This is a genomic window from Duganella qianjiadongensis (genome assembly GCF_009857915.1).
Taxonomy (GTDB): domain Bacteria; phylum Pseudomonadota; class Gammaproteobacteria; order Burkholderiales; family Burkholderiaceae_D; genus Rugamonas; species Rugamonas qianjiadongensis.
Genome location: NZ_WWCM01000010.1, coordinates 113,843 through 131,244 on the forward strand (window position 1 = coordinate 113,843; position 17,402 = coordinate 131,244).

15 protein-coding genes are annotated in these 17,402 nt (G+C 62.3%); 7 read left to right on the forward strand and 8 right to left on the reverse strand.

Going from position 1 to position 17,402, the window contains the following annotated elements; translation table 11 throughout:
* The first annotated feature begins 12 nt into the window (after positions 1–12).
* Together icmF and GTP27_RS15245 are read left to right on the forward strand one after the other, a co-directional pair.
* Complete coding sequence (gene icmF / locus GTP27_RS15240; protein ID WP_161040031.1) at positions 13–3,303, forward strand: fused isobutyryl-CoA mutase/GTPase IcmF; 3,291 nt, start codon at positions 13–15, stop codon at positions 3,301–3,303.
* Between the two features lie 165 nt (positions 3,304–3,468).
* On the forward strand, positions 3,469–3,813 hold the full coding sequence (locus GTP27_RS15245; RefSeq protein ID WP_161040032.1) for a hypothetical protein: 345 nt from the start codon (positions 3,469–3,471) through the stop codon (positions 3,811–3,813).
* A gap of 18 nt (positions 3,814–3,831) precedes the next feature.
* On the opposite strand, the gene GTP27_RS15250 is transcribed toward GTP27_RS15245, so the two are convergent.
* From GTP27_RS15250 to GTP27_RS15260, 3 genes are all read right to left on the reverse strand, one after another.
* Positions 3,832–4,947: an MBL fold metallo-hydrolase gene (locus GTP27_RS15250; RefSeq protein ID WP_161040033.1), complete on the reverse strand. Its 1,116-nt coding sequence runs from the start codon at positions 4,945–4,947 to the stop codon at positions 3,832–3,834.
* Between the two features lie 105 nt (positions 4,948–5,052).
* Entirely contained in the window at positions 5,053–6,141 is a 1,089-nt protein-coding gene (locus GTP27_RS15255; protein WP_161040034.1) for a WD40/YVTN/BNR-like repeat-containing protein, read from the reverse strand.
* Between the two features lies 1 nt (position 6,142).
* Complete coding sequence (locus GTP27_RS15260) at positions 6,143–6,412, reverse strand: MoaD/ThiS family protein (protein ID WP_161040035.1); 270 nt, start codon at positions 6,410–6,412, stop codon at positions 6,143–6,145.
* 87 nt (positions 6,413–6,499) lie between these two features.
* Here GTP27_RS15260 and GTP27_RS15265 point away from each other — a divergent pair, with 87 nt between their 5' ends.
* Positions 6,500–6,817 (forward strand): hypothetical protein, encoded by a 318-nt coding sequence (locus GTP27_RS15265; RefSeq protein ID WP_161040036.1) that lies wholly within the window; start codon positions 6,500–6,502, stop codon positions 6,815–6,817.
* Positions 6,818–6,890: 73 nt separating this feature from the next.
* Entirely contained in the window at positions 6,891–8,366 is a 1,476-nt protein-coding gene (locus GTP27_RS15270) for a DUF4214 domain-containing protein (protein ID WP_161040037.1), read from the forward strand.
* Here the strand turns inward: GTP27_RS15270 and GTP27_RS15275 are convergent.
* The 5 genes from GTP27_RS15275 to GTP27_RS15295 form a co-directional block, all read right to left on the reverse strand.
* Positions 8,357–8,650 carry a 2Fe-2S iron-sulfur cluster-binding protein gene (locus tag GTP27_RS15275; protein ID WP_161040038.1) on the reverse strand — a complete coding sequence of 98 codons (294 nt, stop codon included), beginning with the start codon at positions 8,648–8,650 and terminating at the stop codon, positions 8,357–8,359. The two genes, GTP27_RS15270 and GTP27_RS15275, sit on opposite strands and share 10 nt — an antisense overlap.
* 53 nt (positions 8,651–8,703) lie before the next feature.
* Positions 8,704–10,386: a methyl-accepting chemotaxis protein gene (locus GTP27_RS15280; RefSeq protein WP_161040039.1), complete on the reverse strand. Its 1,683-nt coding sequence runs from the start codon at positions 10,384–10,386 to the stop codon at positions 8,704–8,706.
* 163 nt (positions 10,387–10,549) lie between these two features.
* On the reverse strand, positions 10,550–11,473 hold the full coding sequence (locus GTP27_RS15285) for an ABC transporter permease (RefSeq protein WP_202416811.1): 924 nt from the start codon (positions 11,471–11,473) through the stop codon (positions 10,550–10,552).
* Positions 11,473–12,561 carry an ABC transporter permease gene (locus GTP27_RS15290; RefSeq protein ID WP_161040040.1) on the reverse strand — a complete coding sequence of 363 codons (1,089 nt, stop codon included), beginning with the start codon at positions 12,559–12,561 and terminating at the stop codon, positions 11,473–11,475. The genes GTP27_RS15285 and GTP27_RS15290 overlap by 1 nt, the downstream gene beginning before the upstream one ends.
* Positions 12,548–14,095, reverse strand: coding sequence for an ABC transporter ATP-binding protein (locus GTP27_RS15295; RefSeq protein ID WP_161040108.1), 1,548 nt, complete (start codon positions 14,093–14,095; stop codon positions 12,548–12,550). The genes GTP27_RS15290 and GTP27_RS15295 overlap by 14 nt, the downstream gene beginning before the upstream one ends.
* Before the next feature lie 273 nt (positions 14,096–14,368).
* Between GTP27_RS15295 and GTP27_RS15300 the strand changes: the two genes are divergently transcribed.
* The 3 genes from GTP27_RS15300 to GTP27_RS15310 all read left to right on the forward strand — a co-directional run bounded on the left by GTP27_RS15300 (position 14,369) and on the right by GTP27_RS15310 (position 17,198).
* Entirely contained in the window at positions 14,369–15,076 is a 708-nt protein-coding gene (locus tag GTP27_RS15300; RefSeq protein ID WP_161040041.1) for a GntR family transcriptional regulator, read from the forward strand.
* A 145-nt stretch (positions 15,077–15,221) separates the two neighbouring features.
* Positions 15,222–16,076 carry an outer envelope protein gene (locus GTP27_RS15305; RefSeq protein WP_161040042.1) on the forward strand — a complete coding sequence of 285 codons (855 nt, stop codon included), beginning with the start codon at positions 15,222–15,224 and terminating at the stop codon, positions 16,074–16,076.
* Between the two features lie 42 nt (positions 16,077–16,118).
* The gene (locus GTP27_RS15310; RefSeq protein ID WP_161040109.1) at positions 16,119–17,198 is read left to right on the forward strand and encodes a BMP family ABC transporter substrate-binding protein; all 1,080 of its coding nucleotides are present in this window, start codon (positions 16,119–16,121) and stop codon (positions 17,196–17,198) included.
* Positions 17,199–17,402 lie beyond the last annotated feature (204 nt).

Below are 17,402 nucleotides of genomic sequence, written 5' to 3' on the forward strand. Positions count from 1 at the left end.
TCAAGGGACATCATGACTGACCTCTCCACACCGAATATGGCTGCCGTACCAGACCAGCCACGCCTGCATAACAAAATCCGCTTTGTCACGGCGGCCTCGCTGTTCGATGGCCACGACGCTTCCATCAACATCATGCGCCGCATCCTGCAATCGAATGGCGTGGAAGTGGTCCACCTCGGTCACAACCGTTCGGTCGACGAAGTCGTTACCGCAGCGCTGGCCGAAGACGTGCAGGGCATCGCCATCTCCAGCTATCAGGGCGGCCACGTCGAATACTTCAAATACATGATCGACCTGCTGCGCCAGCGCGGCGGCGCCCACATCAAGGTGTTCGGCGGCGGCGGCGGCGTGATCGTGCCCGATGAAATCGCCGACCTGCATGCCTATGGCGTGAGCAAAATCTTCAGCCCAGAAGATGGCCAGCATATGGGCCTGGTGGGCATGATCCAGTGGATGGTGCAGCAGTGCGACATCGACCTGTCCGACTATTCGCCCACCACGCTGGAAGCGCTGCGCGCGGGCAGCATCGAAAGCCGCCACCGTCCGCTCGCGCAGCTGATTACCGCGCTGGAAAACGACAAGGCCGCACCGGCCCTGCGCGCCGAACTGCTGGCCGCGGCGGAAAATCTGGCGGTGCCCACGCTGGGTATCACCGGCACGGGCGGCGCCGGTAAATCCTCGCTGACGGATGAACTGATACGCCGCATCCGCCTCGATCAGGGCGATGCGCTGAATATCGCGGTGATCTCGATCGACCCCTCGCGCCGCAAATCGGGCGGCGCCCTGCTGGGCGACCGTATCCGCATGAACGCCATCAATCCGTGGGGCGGTCAGGCGCGCGTGTTCATGCGCTCGCTGGCCACCCGTGAAGCGGGTTCGGAAATCTCGCAGGCGCTGCCGGACGTGATCGCTGCCTGCAAGGTAGCCGGCTTCGATCTGGTCATCGTCGAAACTTCGGGCATCGGCCAGGGCGACGCCGCCATCGTGCAGCACGTGGATGTCTCGATGTATGTGATGACGCCGGAATTCGGCGCTGCCTCGCAGCTGGAAAAAATCGACATGCTCGATTTCGCCGACTTCATCGCCATCAACAAGTTCGACCGCAAAGGCGCGCAGGACGCGCTGCGTGACGTGGCCAAACAGTACCAGCGCAACCGCGAACTGTGGAACAAGCGTCCGGAAGAAATGCCCGTATTCGGCACCCAGGCGTCGCGTTTCAACGACGATGGCGTGACGGCACTGTATCAGGGCCTGCTGCCCAAGCTGGCCGAATTCGGCCTGCAGGCCAAAGCGGGCAAGCTGGCGCCTGTCGCTGTGCGCTACTCGAGCGGCAAAAACGTCATTGTGCCGCCAGCGCGGGCGCGCTATCTGGCCGAAATCGCCGACACCGTGCGCGGCTACCACCGCAACACCCGCAAACAGGTGACGCTGGCACGCGAGCGCCAGCAGCTGAGCGAAGCCAAGCGCATGCTGGCCGCCGCCCACAAGCACGCCGACTTCGATGAGCTGATCGCGGAACGCGACAGCAACATGGATGCCGGCGCCAAAAAGCTGCTGGCACAGTGGCCCGATCTGCAGGCCGCCTACGCGGGCGACGACTACGTGGTGAAAATCCGCGACAAGGAAATCCGCACCCGCTTGATCCACCACACCCTGTCCGGCAACAAGATCCGCAAGGTGGCGCTGCCGCGCTATGAAGACCACGGTGAAATCCTGCGCTTCCTGATGGCGGAAAACGTGCCGGGCTCCTTCCCCTTCACGGCCGGCGTGTTTGCCTTCAAGCGCGAAGGCGAAGACCCGACCCGCATGTTCGCCGGCGAGGGCGATGCCTTCCGTACCAACCGCCGCTTCAAGCTGGTTTCCACCGGCATGGATGCCAAGCGCCTGTCCACCGCTTTCGACTCGGTCACCCTGTACGGCGCCGATCCGGCCCTGCGTCCCGACATCTACGGCAAGGTCGGCAACTCGGGCGTGTCGATCGCCACGCTGGACGACATGAAAGTGCTGTACGACGGCTTCAATCTGTGCAGCCCCAGCACCTCCGTGTCGATGACCATCAACGGCCCGGCGCCCACCATACTGGCGATGTTCATGAACACCGCCATCGACCAGCAGGTGGACAAGTTCAAGGCCGAGAATCAGCGCGATCCTAGCGCCGACGAAGCGGCCAAGATCAAGGCATGGGTGCTGCAGAACGTGCGCGGCACGGTGCAGGCCGACATCCTCAAGGAAGATCAGGGCCAGAACACCTGCATCTTCTCCACCGAGTTCTCGCTCAAGGTCATGGGCGACATCCAGGAATACTTCGTCCACCATCAGGTGCGCAATTTCTACTCGGTGTCGATCTCGGGCTATCACATCGCCGAAGCCGGTGCGAACCCGATCTCGCAGCTGGCTTTCACGCTGTCCAACGGCTTCACCTTTGTCGAAGCCTATCTGGCGCGCGGCATGCACATCGACGATTTCGCGCCGAATCTGTCGTTCTTCTTCTCCAACGGCATGGACCCCGAGTACACGGTGCTAGGCCGGGTAGCACGCCGCCTGTGGGCCGTGGCCATGCGCGACAAATACGGCGCCAACGACCGTTCGCAGAAGCTCAAGTACCACATCCAGACCTCGGGCCGTTCGCTGCACGCGCAGGAAATCGACTTCAACGATATCCGCACCACCTTGCAGGCGCTGATCGCCATCTACGACAACTGCAACTCGCTGCACACCAACGCCTACGATGAAGCCATCACCACGCCGACCGACGAATCGGTACGCCGCGCGCTGGCGATCCAGCTGATCATCAACCGCGAATGGGGTCTGGCCAAGAACGAAAACCCGAATCAGGGTTCCTTCATACTGGAAGAGCTGACCGATCTGGTGGAAGAAGCCGTGCTGCAGGAATTCGAGCGCATCGCCGAACGGGGCGGCGTGCTCGGTGCCATGGAGACGGGCTACCAGCGCGGCAAGATCCAGGAAGAGTCCATGCTGTACGAGCACCAGAAGCATGATGGCACGCTGCCTATCATCGGCGTCAACACCTTCCGCAATCCGAAAGCCGGTAGCGAAGCGCCGCAGACCATCGAGCTGGCCCGCTCCACCGACGACGAGAAGCAATCGCAGCTCACCCGTCTGGAGGACTTCCATGCCCGTAACGCTGGCGCCGCGCCGCAGGCACTGGCAGCACTGCAGCAGGCCGCCATCGACAACGCCAATGTGTTCGACAAGCTGATGGACGCCGTGCGCGTCTGCTCGCTGGGCCAGATCACCACGGCGCTGTTCGAAGTGGGTGGCCAGTACCGCCGCAATATGTAATCGGTCTCACTGGCCAGTGCCCTGTGCGGGGGCTGGCCAGCCCCGCCACCAGCGCTGCCAAGCACCGCTTCTTGCGTTTTTCAGGATTCTGTCCTACTCTTGAATGGATCGTATAGCACGCGATTCTGCGTCTTTGCGCCTAGAAATATTGCCTAGAGGTTAATCGTGCCTTCCGTCTCATCCGTCAACGCGCTGCAAGCTTCGATTGCACTAGCCGAAAGGCAGGTGCAGCAGGATCAGGTGCGGGTGAATCAGGATGCCAGCCGGCTCGAACAGAGCCGCCAGCAACTGTCGGACGACAAACAGACGCTCGATGATACGCGGCGCCAGAGCACTCAGGCCAGCAACGCCGCGCCGCCCAAAGCCGCTGCCGTGCCCAATCTGACCCAGGCCATAGAAAAGCCCAGCCGGGCCGAACAGGTACTGCCGGCCGAACTCAGTGCCCAGCCCAGAACGCAGATCAATGCCCAGGGCCAGACCATCGGCAAACTGATCAACGTCACCGCCTGAGCAGCCGTTACGCCTGTCCTAGACGGGACTGGCGCGGGTTTCGCTGGCCAGCGTGGCGGCCGGTACGCTGCTGCCCTGCCCTTCCTGCTGTTTGACCGCCTCCCACCATGCTTCGCCGCGCGCCGGCTGTGCAATATCAAGCCGTGCGCCTATGGCCGGTGTCGCCAGCGCCACACCGTGCAGCGCGGCCAGCTCGCTGATGCGGTCAAACGGGTCATGCCATGCATGCAGGGCCAGATCGAACGTGCCGTTATGAATCGGCAGCATCACCTTGCCGCGCAAATCGAGATGGGCCTGCAGCGATTCGGCCGGCTGCATGTGCACATCGGGCCACTGCGGATCGTAGGCGCCCGTTTCCACCATGGTCAGGTCGAACGGACCGTATTTCTGGCCGATTTCCTTGAAGCCGGAAAAATAGCCGCTATCGCCGCTGAAGAAGATCCGCAGCTCGCGCTGTTCGATCACGAACGAGGCCCACAGCGTGCGGTTGCGGTCATTCAGGCCGCGGCCGGAAAAATGCTGGGCCGGTGTAGCCACCAGCTTTACATCATCCACGTGCGTGGCTTCCCACCAGCCCAGCTGGCGTATTTTGGCCGGCGCAATGCCCCAGTCGATCAGGCGGTCGCCTACCCCTAGCGGGGTAATGAAATGCTCGACCTTGGGCGCCAGCTGCAATATGGCAGCATGGTCCAGATGGTCGTAATGGTCGTGCGACAGGATCACCCCCTTGATGGGGGGCAGCTCGTCTATGCTCAGGGGCGGCGCATGGAAGCGCTGCGGCCCCATCCACTGAAACGGCGAAGCGCGCTGGGAAAACACGGGGTCGGTCAGCCAGAAGCTGCCGTCGAGCTTGAGCAGCATGGTGGAGTGGCCGAGGCGGAACAGGCTGCGATCCGGAGCAGCCAGCAATTGCTGCTGCGTGATCGCGTGAACGGGTATGGGCTGGCGCGGCACGGTGTTGCGCGGCTTATCGAACAGAAAGCGCAGCATCAGGCCCAGCGTCTTTTTCAGCCCCATTTTGTGCATGGCCACGGGATTGCGGAAGCGGCCCTGATGGCGGCGCGGCTGGCTGGCAGCGGCCCAGCTATCGAAACTGTGGGCAGTATCTTCGGCAATAACAGATGGATGATTCATGTTCGGCAACCCCGGGCTAGGCCACAACAGTGTGGCGACCCCTGTGTAGACGGGGCTGCCGGGGCGATATTGCATGGCGCAGAAAAAATTTCTGCGCCCTTACCACTAGCCGAAGCTGACCGCGTACACGGGCGGCAGATGGGCCGCTATGGTCTGCCACTGGCCGCCGCCGTCTTCCGATACCCAGACCCCGCCCGTCGTCGAACCCATCAGCAGCACGCGGCCATCGGCGCTCACATCGAGGCCGTGGCGGTACACCAGATCGTAGCAATGCTGCTGCGGCAGGCCGCCGCGCCACGCCGTGAAGCTGTGGCCGCCGTCGCTGGTGCGGGTCACGGCCAGCGCCGCCTGCGGCGGAATGCGCTGGCTATCGGCGCTGGCCGGCACAAACCACGCCGTTTCGCCATCCTGCGGGTGCACCGCCGTCACAAAACCGAAATTCGACACCTGCTGCGGCTGGATTTCCTGCCAGTGCGCACCGTTATCCACCGAGCGCCAGATGCCGTTATGGTGCTGGCACCACAGCTTGTCCGGCTCGGCAGCGCAGCGCACGATGCGGTGCGGGTCCTGCACCGCCTGCACGCCAGCCAGTTCCGGCGGCATATAGGTGGCGCGCATGCCTTCGGCGCGCATCTGCCAGCTGGCGCCGCCATCGGTGGTCAGCCAGGCGCCGCCGCAGGATATACCCACCAGTACCGCATTGCTGTCGCGCGGATCGACGCAGATGCTGTGTATGCCCGGCACATCATAGCCGCCGCCCATCCACTGGGCCCGCTCCGGCACCTGCCACAGGGCTTCCACCAGTTGCCAGCTATCGCCATAATCCTCCGAGCGGAACAGGCCGCCCGGCAAGGTGCCGGCCCACAGCACGCCGGGCTGGTCCGGCCCGCCGGCGGCCAGCGACCAGATCTGCAAGACCTTCCATTCCACCGGATCGGCCGAGTCGGCCGGTTTGACAGGAAACGCCGGTACCGCGACTTCGCTCCATTGATCGCTGCCAGCCTTGCGCCGGTGCAGCTTGGGACCGAAATGGCCCAGATGCAGGGCGGCATACAATGTGCCATCGCGCCGGTCGGCCAGCAGCATGGACACGGGATCGCCAAGGAAATGCTGCGCACCCAGATGCCATGCTTGGTCCGTGCGATACAGCTCGAATAAACCTTTGCGGGTCGCCAGATAGGCGCGATCGGACATATCAGCCTCCTGATAGGGCTTGCAGAATATACACCTGGGAATCGGGCTGCAGCGCATCGTCGAGCTGCTCGCGCTCGCGCGTACGCCGGCCGTCGATGAAAATCACCACATTCGCCCGCAGATGACCCTGCTCGTCGAGCACATAGCTGCGCAGGCGCGGCTGGCCGGCAAACGCCTGATCCAGCGCGGCGCGCAGATTGCCCGCTTGCGTGGCGAGCTGCGGCACCGGCAGAAAGCGCGCCAGCTGCTGGGTAAAGATGAGTTGCGCCATGAGACGGGTTTCCCTGTTGCGAACACGGATAGGGGATTCTATGCCGATTCCATTACAATGAAAACGCCTTATGCACGGGAGCACGACATGTCGATTACCCCGCAGGAACTGCAACAGCTGATGGCGGAGGTGGAGCGCGAAGACCCCATCGATTTCGCCGATCTGCCTTTCGCCGAAGACGATCTGCGCGCGCTGATCTCCAGCCATCTATGCGACATGGCCGATGCCATGGAAAATTTCAGCGAGGCGGACAAGCAGCTCACCCTGCTGGCCGTGGCCGCCAAACTGGTGCTGGAGAATATGGTGCTCAACATCCAGCTGCTGCGCCGTCACGGCCTGCCGATGACGGAATCGGCCGAGGCTCTGCTGAGCCGCCTGCGCAGAAATCCGGACGACACCATCTGAAACAAAAAATTACCTTTATTGCATATATTATTTGCAATAATATGCTCCCACACATCTTGCGGAGCGCCGTAGCATGGCCAATATCAATATCAGCCTAGGCAGCAGCATCATCGCCTCGAATTTCAGCAGCGCCAACAGCAGCGAGGAAGTCAGTCTGGCCCCGCTGGTCGACACGTTCTTGCAGGCCAACTATGGCTTTGACAGCAGCCATTACTACTACACCAGCCGCAGCTCCACCGGCAACGCCATGCGCCTCGGCTATGCCGACGGCGCCTATAGCCAGTTCAGCGGCATCACCCTGGCCCATCCGGACGCCAGCGTGGGCGATGCCAGCGCCACCATGCTGGAACGGGTCATGCCCGGCTACGTCAGCCTGACCGTAGCGGGCACCCTCAACTACCACTACGACGCCAGCCAGGGTTCGTTCTACAGCACCACCAGCACCGTCACCGACACCTCTCTGCGCACCCTGCTGCCGGCCAGCAGCCCGCTGTATGACCCCAGCAGCGGCAACTCCACGGTGGGCATGCATGGCCGCGTCAATTTCGCCCAGTCCGATGATTTCAGCGGCACGCTCAGCAGCATCACCCTGAGCTCGGAAAAAACCCTGACACTGGCCACCATCAGCGGCGACTTTGCCGTGCAGGGCAATGCCATGATGATAGGACACGAACTGAGCTCCACCCAGCTCAATGGCCGTCTCGACAGCATCAACATCAGCTATCGCGATGGCAGTTCCTTCAGCGCCAGCAATCTGGGCATGACGGTCACGGGACAGACCCTGATCGATGAATCCATGCTGGCCAATCCGGCCAACTTCGGCGGCGACGATCAGGTCAATGTCACGCTGGCCACCCGGCTGGGCCAGCCCCTGCAACTGGCCACGGGCGCCGGCAAGGACCGCATCGTGCTCAGAGGCGGCGCCGATTCCGTGCTGGTCGATGCAGGCAGCGGCAACGACACGATTACCCTGCTCGATGACAATCACCGCGTCGATGGCGGCAGCGGCAGCGATACGGTGGTGCTGGCCGGCCCGCGCGACAGCTGGCAGATCAGCCAGAGCGGCAACACCCTGACGGTGCAATCGAAGGCCATCGCCGGTGGCAGCGACACACTGCTCAACGTGGAACGGCTGCTGTTCGATGATAGGGCGCTGGCCTTCGATGTGGCCGGCAATGGCGGACAGGTCTACCGCCTGTATCAGGCCGCGTTCAACCGCACCCCCGACAGCGGCGGACTGGGCTTCTGGATGCACCAGATGGATGAAGGCATGTCGCTCGATACCATCGCCAGCTATTTCACCAGCAGCGCGGAATTCCAGGCCATGTATGGCAGCAATCTGAGCAATGCCGCGCTGGTGGACAAACTCTACCAGAACGTGCTGCACCGCGCCGGTGATGCCGGCGGCATCAAGTTCTGGAATAACTATCTGGACAATCTGGGCGGCACCCAGGCCAAGACGCTGGCCTATTTCGGCGAAAGCGCAGAAAACCAGCAGGCGCTGGCCAGCATCATAGGTAATGGCTTCAGCTACACGCCTTACGGCTGAAGCCTGGCGGCGGGAATCTCCAGCGTGAGGTCGGTTTCCGCCTCGGCCACGCAAGGCAGGATATAGCCGTCGCGCTTTTCCTCCTTGCTCAGGCCCGGCCACTCGACGTGATAACGCACCTTGCCGCGCGTGCTCTTGCACATGCAGGTACGGCAGGCGCCGGTGCGGCAGGAACTGGGCAGTATCACGCCTGACCATTCCGCCGCCTCCAGTATCGTCTCGCCGGCCCGTGCCTCGAATACCCAGTTCTGCCCCGCCAGCGTTACCTGTACCGACCTGCTCATGCTGCTACTCCGCGCTATCGTTGAAACCGCATGATAGCGCGTTCACGGACGGCTCAGGCCAGCAGTTTGACTTTGCGCTGTTCCACCGCAGCCGAGCGGACCCGGTGTTCCTCCGCTGCCGTCTGGGTGGCCACTGCCACCGAAGTGCGCGCGCCATGGCCGGAGTTGAGCTTGAACACGGCGATGGCCTGCGAGACGCAGCGCGTCTGCAAGGCCAGATTGCCGGCCGCTGCCGCCGCTTCTTCCACCAGTGCGGCGTTGCGCTGGGTGATATCGTCGATCTGGATCACGGCCAGATTGACCTGACCGATGCCGTCGCTCTGCTCCTGCGTCGCGTTGGAAATTTCATCCATCACCTGCGTGACGCGGCTGACGGCGGCAATCACTTCGTTCATGGTGACCCCGGCGCTATTGGTCAGCTGGGCGCCGGTCTGGACTTTCTCGATCGACGCGTTGATCAGTTCCTTGATCTCCTTGGCCGCCGCCGCCGAGCGCTGCGCCAGTGCGCGCACTTCGCTCGCCACCACGGCAAAGCCGCGTCCTTCCTCACCGGCACGGGCTGCTTCCACGGCCGCATTCAGGGCCAGAATATTCGTCTGGAAGGCAATGCCGTCTATCATGCCGATGATATCGAGGATCTTGCTCGACGAAGCATTGATGGCATCCATGGTGGCCACCACCTGCGCCACGATATCGCCGCCCTGCGCCGCCACCTCGGCGGCCTTTTCGGCCAGCTGGTTGGCGCTAGCCACATTGCTGGCACTCTGCTGCACGGTGGAGGTGAGCTGCTCCATGCTGGCTGCGGTTTCCTGCAGGCTGGAAGCTTGCGACTCGGTGCGTCCCGACAGATCCATATTGCCATCGGCGATTTCATCGGTGGCCATGGAAATCTGGTCGAAATTGGCGCGCACGTCACCGATAATGCTGCGCAAATTCACATTGGTCTGGCGCAGTGCCGCCAGCAGCTGCGCCATCTCGTCTTCGCCCTGCACCTTGATGATGGACGTCAGATCGCCGCCGGCCATCATGCGGGCCGCATGGGTCGCCCGCTTGAGCGGCATGGCCACCTTGAAGTACAGGCTGCGTCCCAGCCACAGCATGCCCAGCGCTGCCGCCAGTGCCAGCGAACCGAGCCAGTGCTGCATGCCGGCCAGCGCGCTGCCATCGGCCGCGAACAGCAGGCCGGTCAGCAGCAGCATGGCGCCCGCCAGCAATGTGGTGGCACTGATCAGCTGTTTATCGAGCGACATGCGCACGGCCTCGCGGGCGCGCGTCCACCAGAAGCTGCGGATGGCACGGCCATGCACGATGCGCAACTTGCGCGGGTTGCCTTCGCGAATTTCGCGGTACAGTTTTTCCGCCGCCACGATCTGGTCGCGCTCCGGCTTGGTACGTACCGACAGATAGCCGACCGGCTTGCCGCCTTCGATCACCGGTGTGACGTTGGCCAGCACCCAGTAGAAATCGCCGTTCTTGCGGCGGTTCTTGACCATGCCGGTCCACGGCGTGCCGCTCTGTATGGTCTGCCACATATCGGCAAACGCTTCGGGCGGCATGTCGGGGTGACGCAAAATGTTTTGCGGCGCGCCCAGTAATTCCTGCTCGGTGTAACCACTGACATGGATGAAGTACTGATTGGCGTAGTTGATATTGCCCCGCAAATCAGTGCTGGAGACGATAGTCTTGCCATCCTCCATCACATACTCGTGCTGCGTAACTGGATGATTGAGCCGCATCGCTACTTCCTTTCCGGAGAAAACAGAAGAACCACGCAAACCAGATTACTGGAACTACAGCTACAGGATAATCACCAATTGTTTCAGTTCGAGTTAAGTGAAAAAATATACCGATCGTTATTATTCTAAACAACAATGTTTCTGTGCTTGCGGCGCAACAAATTCATTCAGGTTTGAAGTTTTGCCCCAAAGAAACAGGCTTATTGAGCAGAATTGTCTGCGGATTACGGCAAATAATCATCAGCACCACGATGGTGGCCAGATACGGCAGCATGGAGAGGAATTCGGCCGGTATGGCCAGCCCCATGCCCTGGCCGTGGAACTGCAGCACGGTCACGCCACCGAACAGGTAGGCGCCCAGCACCACGCCGCGCGGCTTCCACGTGGCGAACACCACCTGCGCCAGCGCAATCCAGCCGCGCCCGGCCGTCATGCCTTCCACCCACATCGGCGTCAGTGCCAGCGACAGATAGGCGCCGCCCAGTCCGGCCAGCGCACCGCCGAACAGCACGGTGCCGTAGCGCAGCCCGATCACGGGATAGCCGATCGCGTGCGCCGCCTGCGGCGCTTCGCCGACCGCGCGGATCAGCAGACCCAGCCGGGTACGCGCCAGCAGATAGGCCACCAGCAGCGCCAGTGCCAGCGAGGCGTACACCATGCCATCAAAGCGGAATAACAGCGGACCCACAAACGGCAGCTGCGACAGCAGGGGAAACTCCAGATGCGGCATGGGCGCCACCGTCTGCCCCACCAGCCCGCGCCCCATATAGGCCGACAGGCCGATGCCGAACAGCGTCAGCGCCAGCCCCGTCGCCACCTGATTGGTCTGCAGCGTCAGCACCAGAAAACCGAAGATCAGCGCCATCGCCATACCGGCCAGCATAGCCGCCAGCAGGCCCAGACTCATCTGGCCCGTGCTCAGGGTGACGCCGAAGCCCACCACGGCACCCACCAGCATCATGCCTTCCATGCCCAGATTGAGCACGCCGGAACGCTCGGTCACCAGTTCGCCCATGGAAGCCACCACCAGCGGCGTAGCGGCACCGGCCGTGCTGGCAAGGAAAGCAATTAACAGTTCGGTAGTCATCAGGCTTGCTCTCCGGAGGTAACAGGCAGGCGGCGCATGCGCGGCTTGAAGCGGTAGTGAATAAACAGGTCGGCGGCCAGCAGGTAGAACAGCAGCAGGCCCTGGAACATGCCGGTAATGGCGGACGGCACCTGCAGCTCGATCTGCGCCGTTTCGCCGCCGATGTAGAGCAGCGACATCAGCAGGGCCGACAGCACCACACCGAGCGGATGCAAGCGCCCCACATAGGCCACGATGATGGCGGCAAAGCCGTAGCCGGCCGAGACGGATGGCTGCATCTGGCCCAGCGGGCCGGCCACTTCGCCCACGCCGGCTATGCCGGACAGGGCGCCGCTAACCATAAAGGCCAGCCAGACATTGCGCGGCTCGCTAAAGCCCGCATACAGCGCGGCGGCCGGCGCCATGCCGCTGACCTGCATGCGGTAGCCGGCAAAGCTGTGCTTGCAGAAGAACCATGCACCCAGCGCCGCCAGCAGCGACAGGATGAACGCGGCGTTGACACGCAAGCCTTCCACCAGCAGCGGCAAGGTGGCCGCGTCGCTGAACATTTTCGACTGGGGGAAATTGAAACCGGCCGGATCGCGCATGGGGCCGTGCACCAGATAGCTGAGCAAGTGATAGGACACATACACCAGCATCAGGCTGACCAGAATTTCGTTGGTATTGAAGCGGGTGCGCAGCAGGGCGGGAATGGCAGCCCACAGCATGCCGCCCAGGGCACCGGCCAGCAGCATCAGCGGCAGTACCCACCAGGCCTGCACTTCGTCGAAATACAGCGCCACGGCGCCGGCTGCAATGGCCCCCACGGTCAGCTGGCCATCGGCGCCGATGTTGTTGACGTTGGCACGGAAGCCCAGCGCCAGCCCCACGCCGCACAGGATCAGCGGGGTAGCCTTGAGCAGCAGCTCGCCCACGCCATACAGCGTGGTCCACGGTTTGATGAAGTACACATAGAAGGCATACAGCGGTTGCTGCCCCATCAGGAAGAACAGCACGGAGCCGCTCAGCAGCATGGCCACGGCGGCCAGCAGGGGCGACGCCAGCATCATGCGGCGCGAAGGTTCGGGTCGGCGTTCAAGCCTGGACATGGTGGGCTACTCCTTGCTGGGAACTGAAATCGCCGCTCATCCAAACGCCGATCTGGTTGATACTGGTGGCAGCAGCTGGCACTGCTGCGGAAAGACGGCCATCGGCCAGCACGGCAATGCGGTCGCTCAGCATGAACAGTTCGTCCAGCTCTTCCGACAGCACCAGCACGGCCACGCCCTGATCGCGCATATCGATGATGGCCTGGCGGATCAGCATGGCCGCGCCGATGTCCACCCCCCAGGTGGGCTGGGCAAACACCATCATCTTCGGCGCCAGCGCAATCTCGCGGCCGACGATGAACTTCTGCAGATTGCCGCCCGACAGACTGGTCGCCGCCGACAGCTCGTCGCCGCATTTGACTTTGAAGCGCTCGATGACCTTGCGCGCAAAAGCGCGCACCACGCCGCGCTGGATCACGCCATGGCGCACCATGCCGGTCTGCGCAGCGGGCAGATAGCCGGTCAGCAAAGCGTTATCGGCCAGCGACATATCGGGCGCGGCGCCGCGTCCCAGCCGCTCTTCCGGCACGAAGCCCAGGCCCAGCTGGCGGCGCCGGGCCGCATCGAGGGCGCCCACATCGCTGCCGCTGAAACGGATCGTGCCTTCATCGACGGCCAGCAGGCGTTCGCCCGAAATCACTCGGAGCAGCTCCTGCTGGCCATTGCCGGAAATACCGGCAATGCCGACGATCTCGCCGCTGCGCAGTTTCAGGCTGATGTCTTTCAGGTGAGTGCCGAAAGGATCGGCACTGCGTACATTCAGATATTCGAGCGTCAGCAGTTCCTCGCCCGGTTCGCGCGGCTGGTGCACGCACACCGGCAGCTCGCGGCCTATCATCAGTTCCGCCAGCGACTTGGCGCTTTCCTGTTTGGGATAGGCGGTGCCGGACACGCGCCCCCCGCGCAGCACGGTGGCCTTGTCGCACAGCGCCTGGATTTCATCGAGCTTGTGGCTGATGTACAGTATGCTCACCCCCTGCGCGGCCAGCTGGCGCAGCGAATCGAACAAGCTCAGTACCGCGTCGGGCGTGAGCACCGACGTCGGTTCATCCATGATCAGCAGGCGCGGCGACTGCAGCAGGCAGCGCACGATTTCCACCCGCTGGCGCTCGCCCACCGACATGCTGTGCACCAGCCGCATCGGATCGAGCGGCAGACCATACTGTTCGGCCACGGCGCGGATGCGCGGCGCCAGTTCAGCCGGGGTGACTTGATCGTCCAGCGCCAGCGCAATGTTCTCGGCCACTGTCAACGTTTCAAATAAGGCAAAATGCTGGAACACCATGCCTATGCCCAGTTTGCGCGCGGCCTGCGGCGAACTGATGTCTACCTGGCGGCCTTCCCACATGATCTGGCCTTCGTCGGGCCGCGTCACGCCGTAAATGATCTTCATCAAGGTGCTCTTGCCGGCGCCGTTTTCGCCCAGCACGGCATGTATCTCGCCCGGCATGACGCTCAGGTTGACGCCGGCATTGGCCACCACCGACGGGTAAATCTTGGAGATGCCTAGCAATTGCAGGCGCGGCTCGGTCATCGGCACGTCCTCTTTCGTATACAAAATGAATATCCTTTCAGAGGCAAGTAATGTGCCACAGCTAGCACAGTGCCGCCCCCTTTAATCACCGCCAGTGTGCACCAAATCTGACACTTCGCCTCACCATCAGCGTGCAGCACGCCCGAAATGGGGACAAAACCCGACCCTTTCGTACACAATAGCGGCTACCCGAGCACGCCCACGTGTACACAATCCGCCTAGCATGGTTCCTGCTTTATCCAGCGTGAGCACACTCTCACGGAGAATTTCACAATGCCATCCACTGGTTCTGCAGACCGCGCCAAACGCGGCACCACGGCCGTTGACCTGCGCATCTATCGCGCCGTGATCCATGCCGTCATGAGCCACCGCCTGCCGCCCGGCACCCATCTGGGCGAAGCCGATTTCTGCGAACTGTATCAGGTCAGCCGCACCACCGTGCGCAAGGCGCTGCTGCGACTGGCGCACGAGCACATTATCGAACTGCGGCCCAACCGCGGCGCCGTGGTCGCGTCGCCCACGCCGCAGGAAGCACGCGACATTTTCGCCGCCCGCCGCGCCATCGAACGCGAGATCATACCCCTAGTGATACGCAATGCCACCAATGCGTCTATCCGCCAGATCCGCAGTGCGCTGGCCGCGGAGGATCAGGCGCGCCGCAGCGGCGACCGCGCCGCGTGGATACGGCTGGGCGGCGAGTTCCATCTGCTGCTGGCCCGGCTGGCCGGCAATCAGGTACTGCAGCGCTACATGGCGGAGCTGGTGTCGCGCTGTTCGCTGATTATCGCGCTCTACGAGCCGCCCGGCGCCAGCATGTGCGAGAACGACGAACACGATGATCTGGCCAGCCTGATCGAACAGGGCAAGGTACAGCAGGCCACCGAGCTGATCGAACATCACCTGCTGGCCATCGAAGCGCGCCTGCGGCTGGGCACACAGGAGAAAAAAATCCGTCTGGCCGATGCGCTGGCCGGCTGCTAGCAGCACCTGACATGCAAGCTGCAATTGATCTGCACGCATGGACTTATAGCGGATGGCGTACTACTTGCTTTAGAACAGATTAAGAGAATCCAGCCATACCGTATAAATTGTTTTAACTTTAATTGACCTTGAATGGAGTAACACGATGTCGCAATTTGCCCGCCGTACCGCCCTCGCACTTCTCGTTTGCAGCACCTGCGCCGCCCAGGCGGCTGACTGGAGCGACACATCGCTCAGCTACCGTTATGGCACCCAGTTCGCCGAGCCGTTCAACAATCAGGACATCAGCAAGAACATCTTCAACCTGAGCAGCGTCTCCGGTTACAAATACGGCAAGAACTTCTTCAGCGTCGATTTCCTGCTGTCGTCGGAAGCCGATCCCTCGTCCGCCGGTGCCAAGGATGGCGCGCACGAAGCCTATGCCGTGTACCGCCACACGCTGGATCTGGGCAAGATCAGCGGCAGCAATCTGGCCTTCGGCCCCGTGCGCGGCGTGGGCGCCACGGCCGGTTTTGACTACAACACCAAAACCGATGCCGGCTACAACTCGAAAAAACGCATGCTGGTGGCGGGCCCTACCCTGATGCTGGACGTGCCGGGCTTCCTCGATGTCAGCCTGCTGGCTCTGCGCGAAAGCAATGCGCCTTACAACACCTTCAGCCACGTGCAGACCCCGCGCTACACCTACAAAACCCACGCCATGCTGACCGCAGCATGGGGCATTCCGTTCGAAGTGGCCGGTGTACCGCTGGCGTTCGAAGGCTATGCCAACTTCATCGGCACCAAGGGCAAGAACGAATTCGGCGGCGACACGGCGCGCGAAACCAATATCGACATGCAGGTCATGTACGACATGAGCGCCGCCGTCGGCGCACCGAAGAACACCTTCAAGGTCGGTGTCGAGTACCAGTACTGGAAAAACAAGTTCGGCAATCCGGACACCAACAACCCCGGCGCAACGGCCAAAACCCCGATGGTGCGTGCCGAGTACCATTTCTAATGGCAGCCTGAATTCCCACCGCTACTTTTAAAAGGAAATCGAATAATGAAACGTCGCACTCTGCTCGCCCTGACCGCCTGCGCTGCCGCTATCGGCCTGTCTGCTTCCGCCTTTGCTGCCGAACCGCTGAAAATCGGCTTCGTGTATGTCGGCCCGGTGGGCGACGCCGGCTGGACCTATGCCCACGATCAGGGCCGTCTGGCCATGGAAAAGGAACTGGGCGCCAAAGTCAAAACCACTTTCGTGGAAAGCGTGCCGGAAGGCGCCGATGCGGAACGGGTGATCCGCAAGCTGGTCGCCGAAGGCAACAAGCTGATTTTCACCACCTCGTTCGGCTATATGAACCCGACCGAGAAGGTGGCCAAATCGGCACCGGGCGTGGTGTTCCTGCATGCCACCGGCTTCAAGACGGGCAAAAACATGGGCACCTATGAAACCCGGCTGTACGAAGGCGCTTATCTGAACGGCGTGATCGCCGGCAAAATGAGCAAGACCAAGACGCTGGGCTTCATCGCCTCCTTCCCTGTGCCTGAAGTGATCCGCAACATCAACGCCTTCACGCTGGGCGCGCAAAGCGTCAATCCGGCCATCAAAACCAAGGTGATCTGGGTCAATTCGTGGTACGACCCGGCGAAAGAACGCCAGGCGGCCGAAACCCTGGTGGCCCAGGGCGCTGACGTGATGGCGCAGAACACCGACTCGCCGGCCACCCTGCAAGTGGCGCAGGAAAAAGGCGTGTACGCCTTCGGCTGGGACTCGGACATGTCCAAGTTCGCGCCTAAAGCCCACCTGACGGCGGCCACCAATTACTGGGGCGGCTACTACACCGAAGCAGCCAAGGCCGTGCTGGCAGGTACCTGGAAACCTACTGAGGTACACGGCGGCATGAAAGAAGGCATGGTCAAGATGTCGGGTCTGAATGCCGTGGTGCCGGCCGATGCCGCCAAGCTGTTCGAAGAGAAGAAAGCGGCACTGACGGCCGGTACGCTGAGCCCGTTCACCGGCCCGATCAAGGACCAGTCGGGCGCCGTGCGCTACCCGGCCGGCGCCGTGGTGCCGCTGAAAGACTTGCTGACCATGAACTTCTACGTGCAAGGCGTAGAAGGCTCGATACCGAAGTAAAAGCGGTCCAGGGTTGCCGTAATAAATGGCTAAATTGGCCAGGCAACCCTGCAAATACAGCAATTCTGCCGAAATGGCAGGATTTCAGCAATTCGATGCGGCAGAGCAACACTGCCGCATCGCAACACCGTCTTTCGTTGCTTAATTCCCCTGATCGTTGCAAAGTAGTGCCATTAGCCAAGCGCCGGGCTGACTAAGCGGCGT

Excerpts from the sequence above, each read along its gene's own strand:
- icmF (WP_161040031.1), top strand. The coding sequence starts at position 13 with ATGACTGACCTCTCCACACCGAATATGGCTGCCGTACCAGACCAGCCA.
- GTP27_RS15250 (WP_161040033.1), bottom strand. The coding sequence starts at position 4,947 with ATGAATCATCCATCTGTTATTGCCGAAGATACTGCCCACAGTTTCGAT.
- GTP27_RS15255 (WP_161040034.1), bottom strand. The coding sequence starts at position 6,141 with ATGTCCGATCGCGCCTATCTGGCGACCCGCAAAGGTTTATTCGAGCTG.
- GTP27_RS15260 (WP_161040035.1), bottom strand. The coding sequence starts at position 6,412 with ATGGCGCAACTCATCTTTACCCAGCAGCTGGCGCGCTTTCTGCCGGTG.
- GTP27_RS15265 (WP_161040036.1), top strand. The coding sequence starts at position 6,500 with ATGTCGATTACCCCGCAGGAACTGCAACAGCTGATGGCGGAGGTGGAG.
- GTP27_RS15270 (WP_161040037.1), top strand. The coding sequence starts at position 6,891 with ATGGCCAATATCAATATCAGCCTAGGCAGCAGCATCATCGCCTCGAAT.
- GTP27_RS15275 (WP_161040038.1), bottom strand. The coding sequence starts at position 8,650 with ATGAGCAGGTCGGTACAGGTAACGCTGGCGGGGCAGAACTGGGTATTC.
- GTP27_RS15280 (WP_161040039.1), bottom strand. The coding sequence starts at position 10,386 with ATGCGGCTCAATCATCCAGTTACGCAGCACGAGTATGTGATGGAGGAT.
- GTP27_RS15285 (WP_202416811.1), bottom strand. The coding sequence starts at position 11,473 with ATGACTACCGAACTGTTAATTGCTTTCCTTGCCAGCACGGCCGGTGCC.
- GTP27_RS15290 (WP_161040040.1), bottom strand. The coding sequence starts at position 12,561 with ATGTCCAGGCTTGAACGCCGACCCGAACCTTCGCGCCGCATGATGCTG.
- GTP27_RS15295 (WP_161040108.1), bottom strand. The coding sequence starts at position 14,095 with ATGACCGAGCCGCGCCTGCAATTGCTAGGCATCTCCAAGATTTACCCG.
- GTP27_RS15300 (WP_161040041.1), top strand. The coding sequence starts at position 14,369 with ATGCCATCCACTGGTTCTGCAGACCGCGCCAAACGCGGCACCACGGCC.
- GTP27_RS15305 (WP_161040042.1), top strand. The coding sequence starts at position 15,222 with ATGTCGCAATTTGCCCGCCGTACCGCCCTCGCACTTCTCGTTTGCAGC.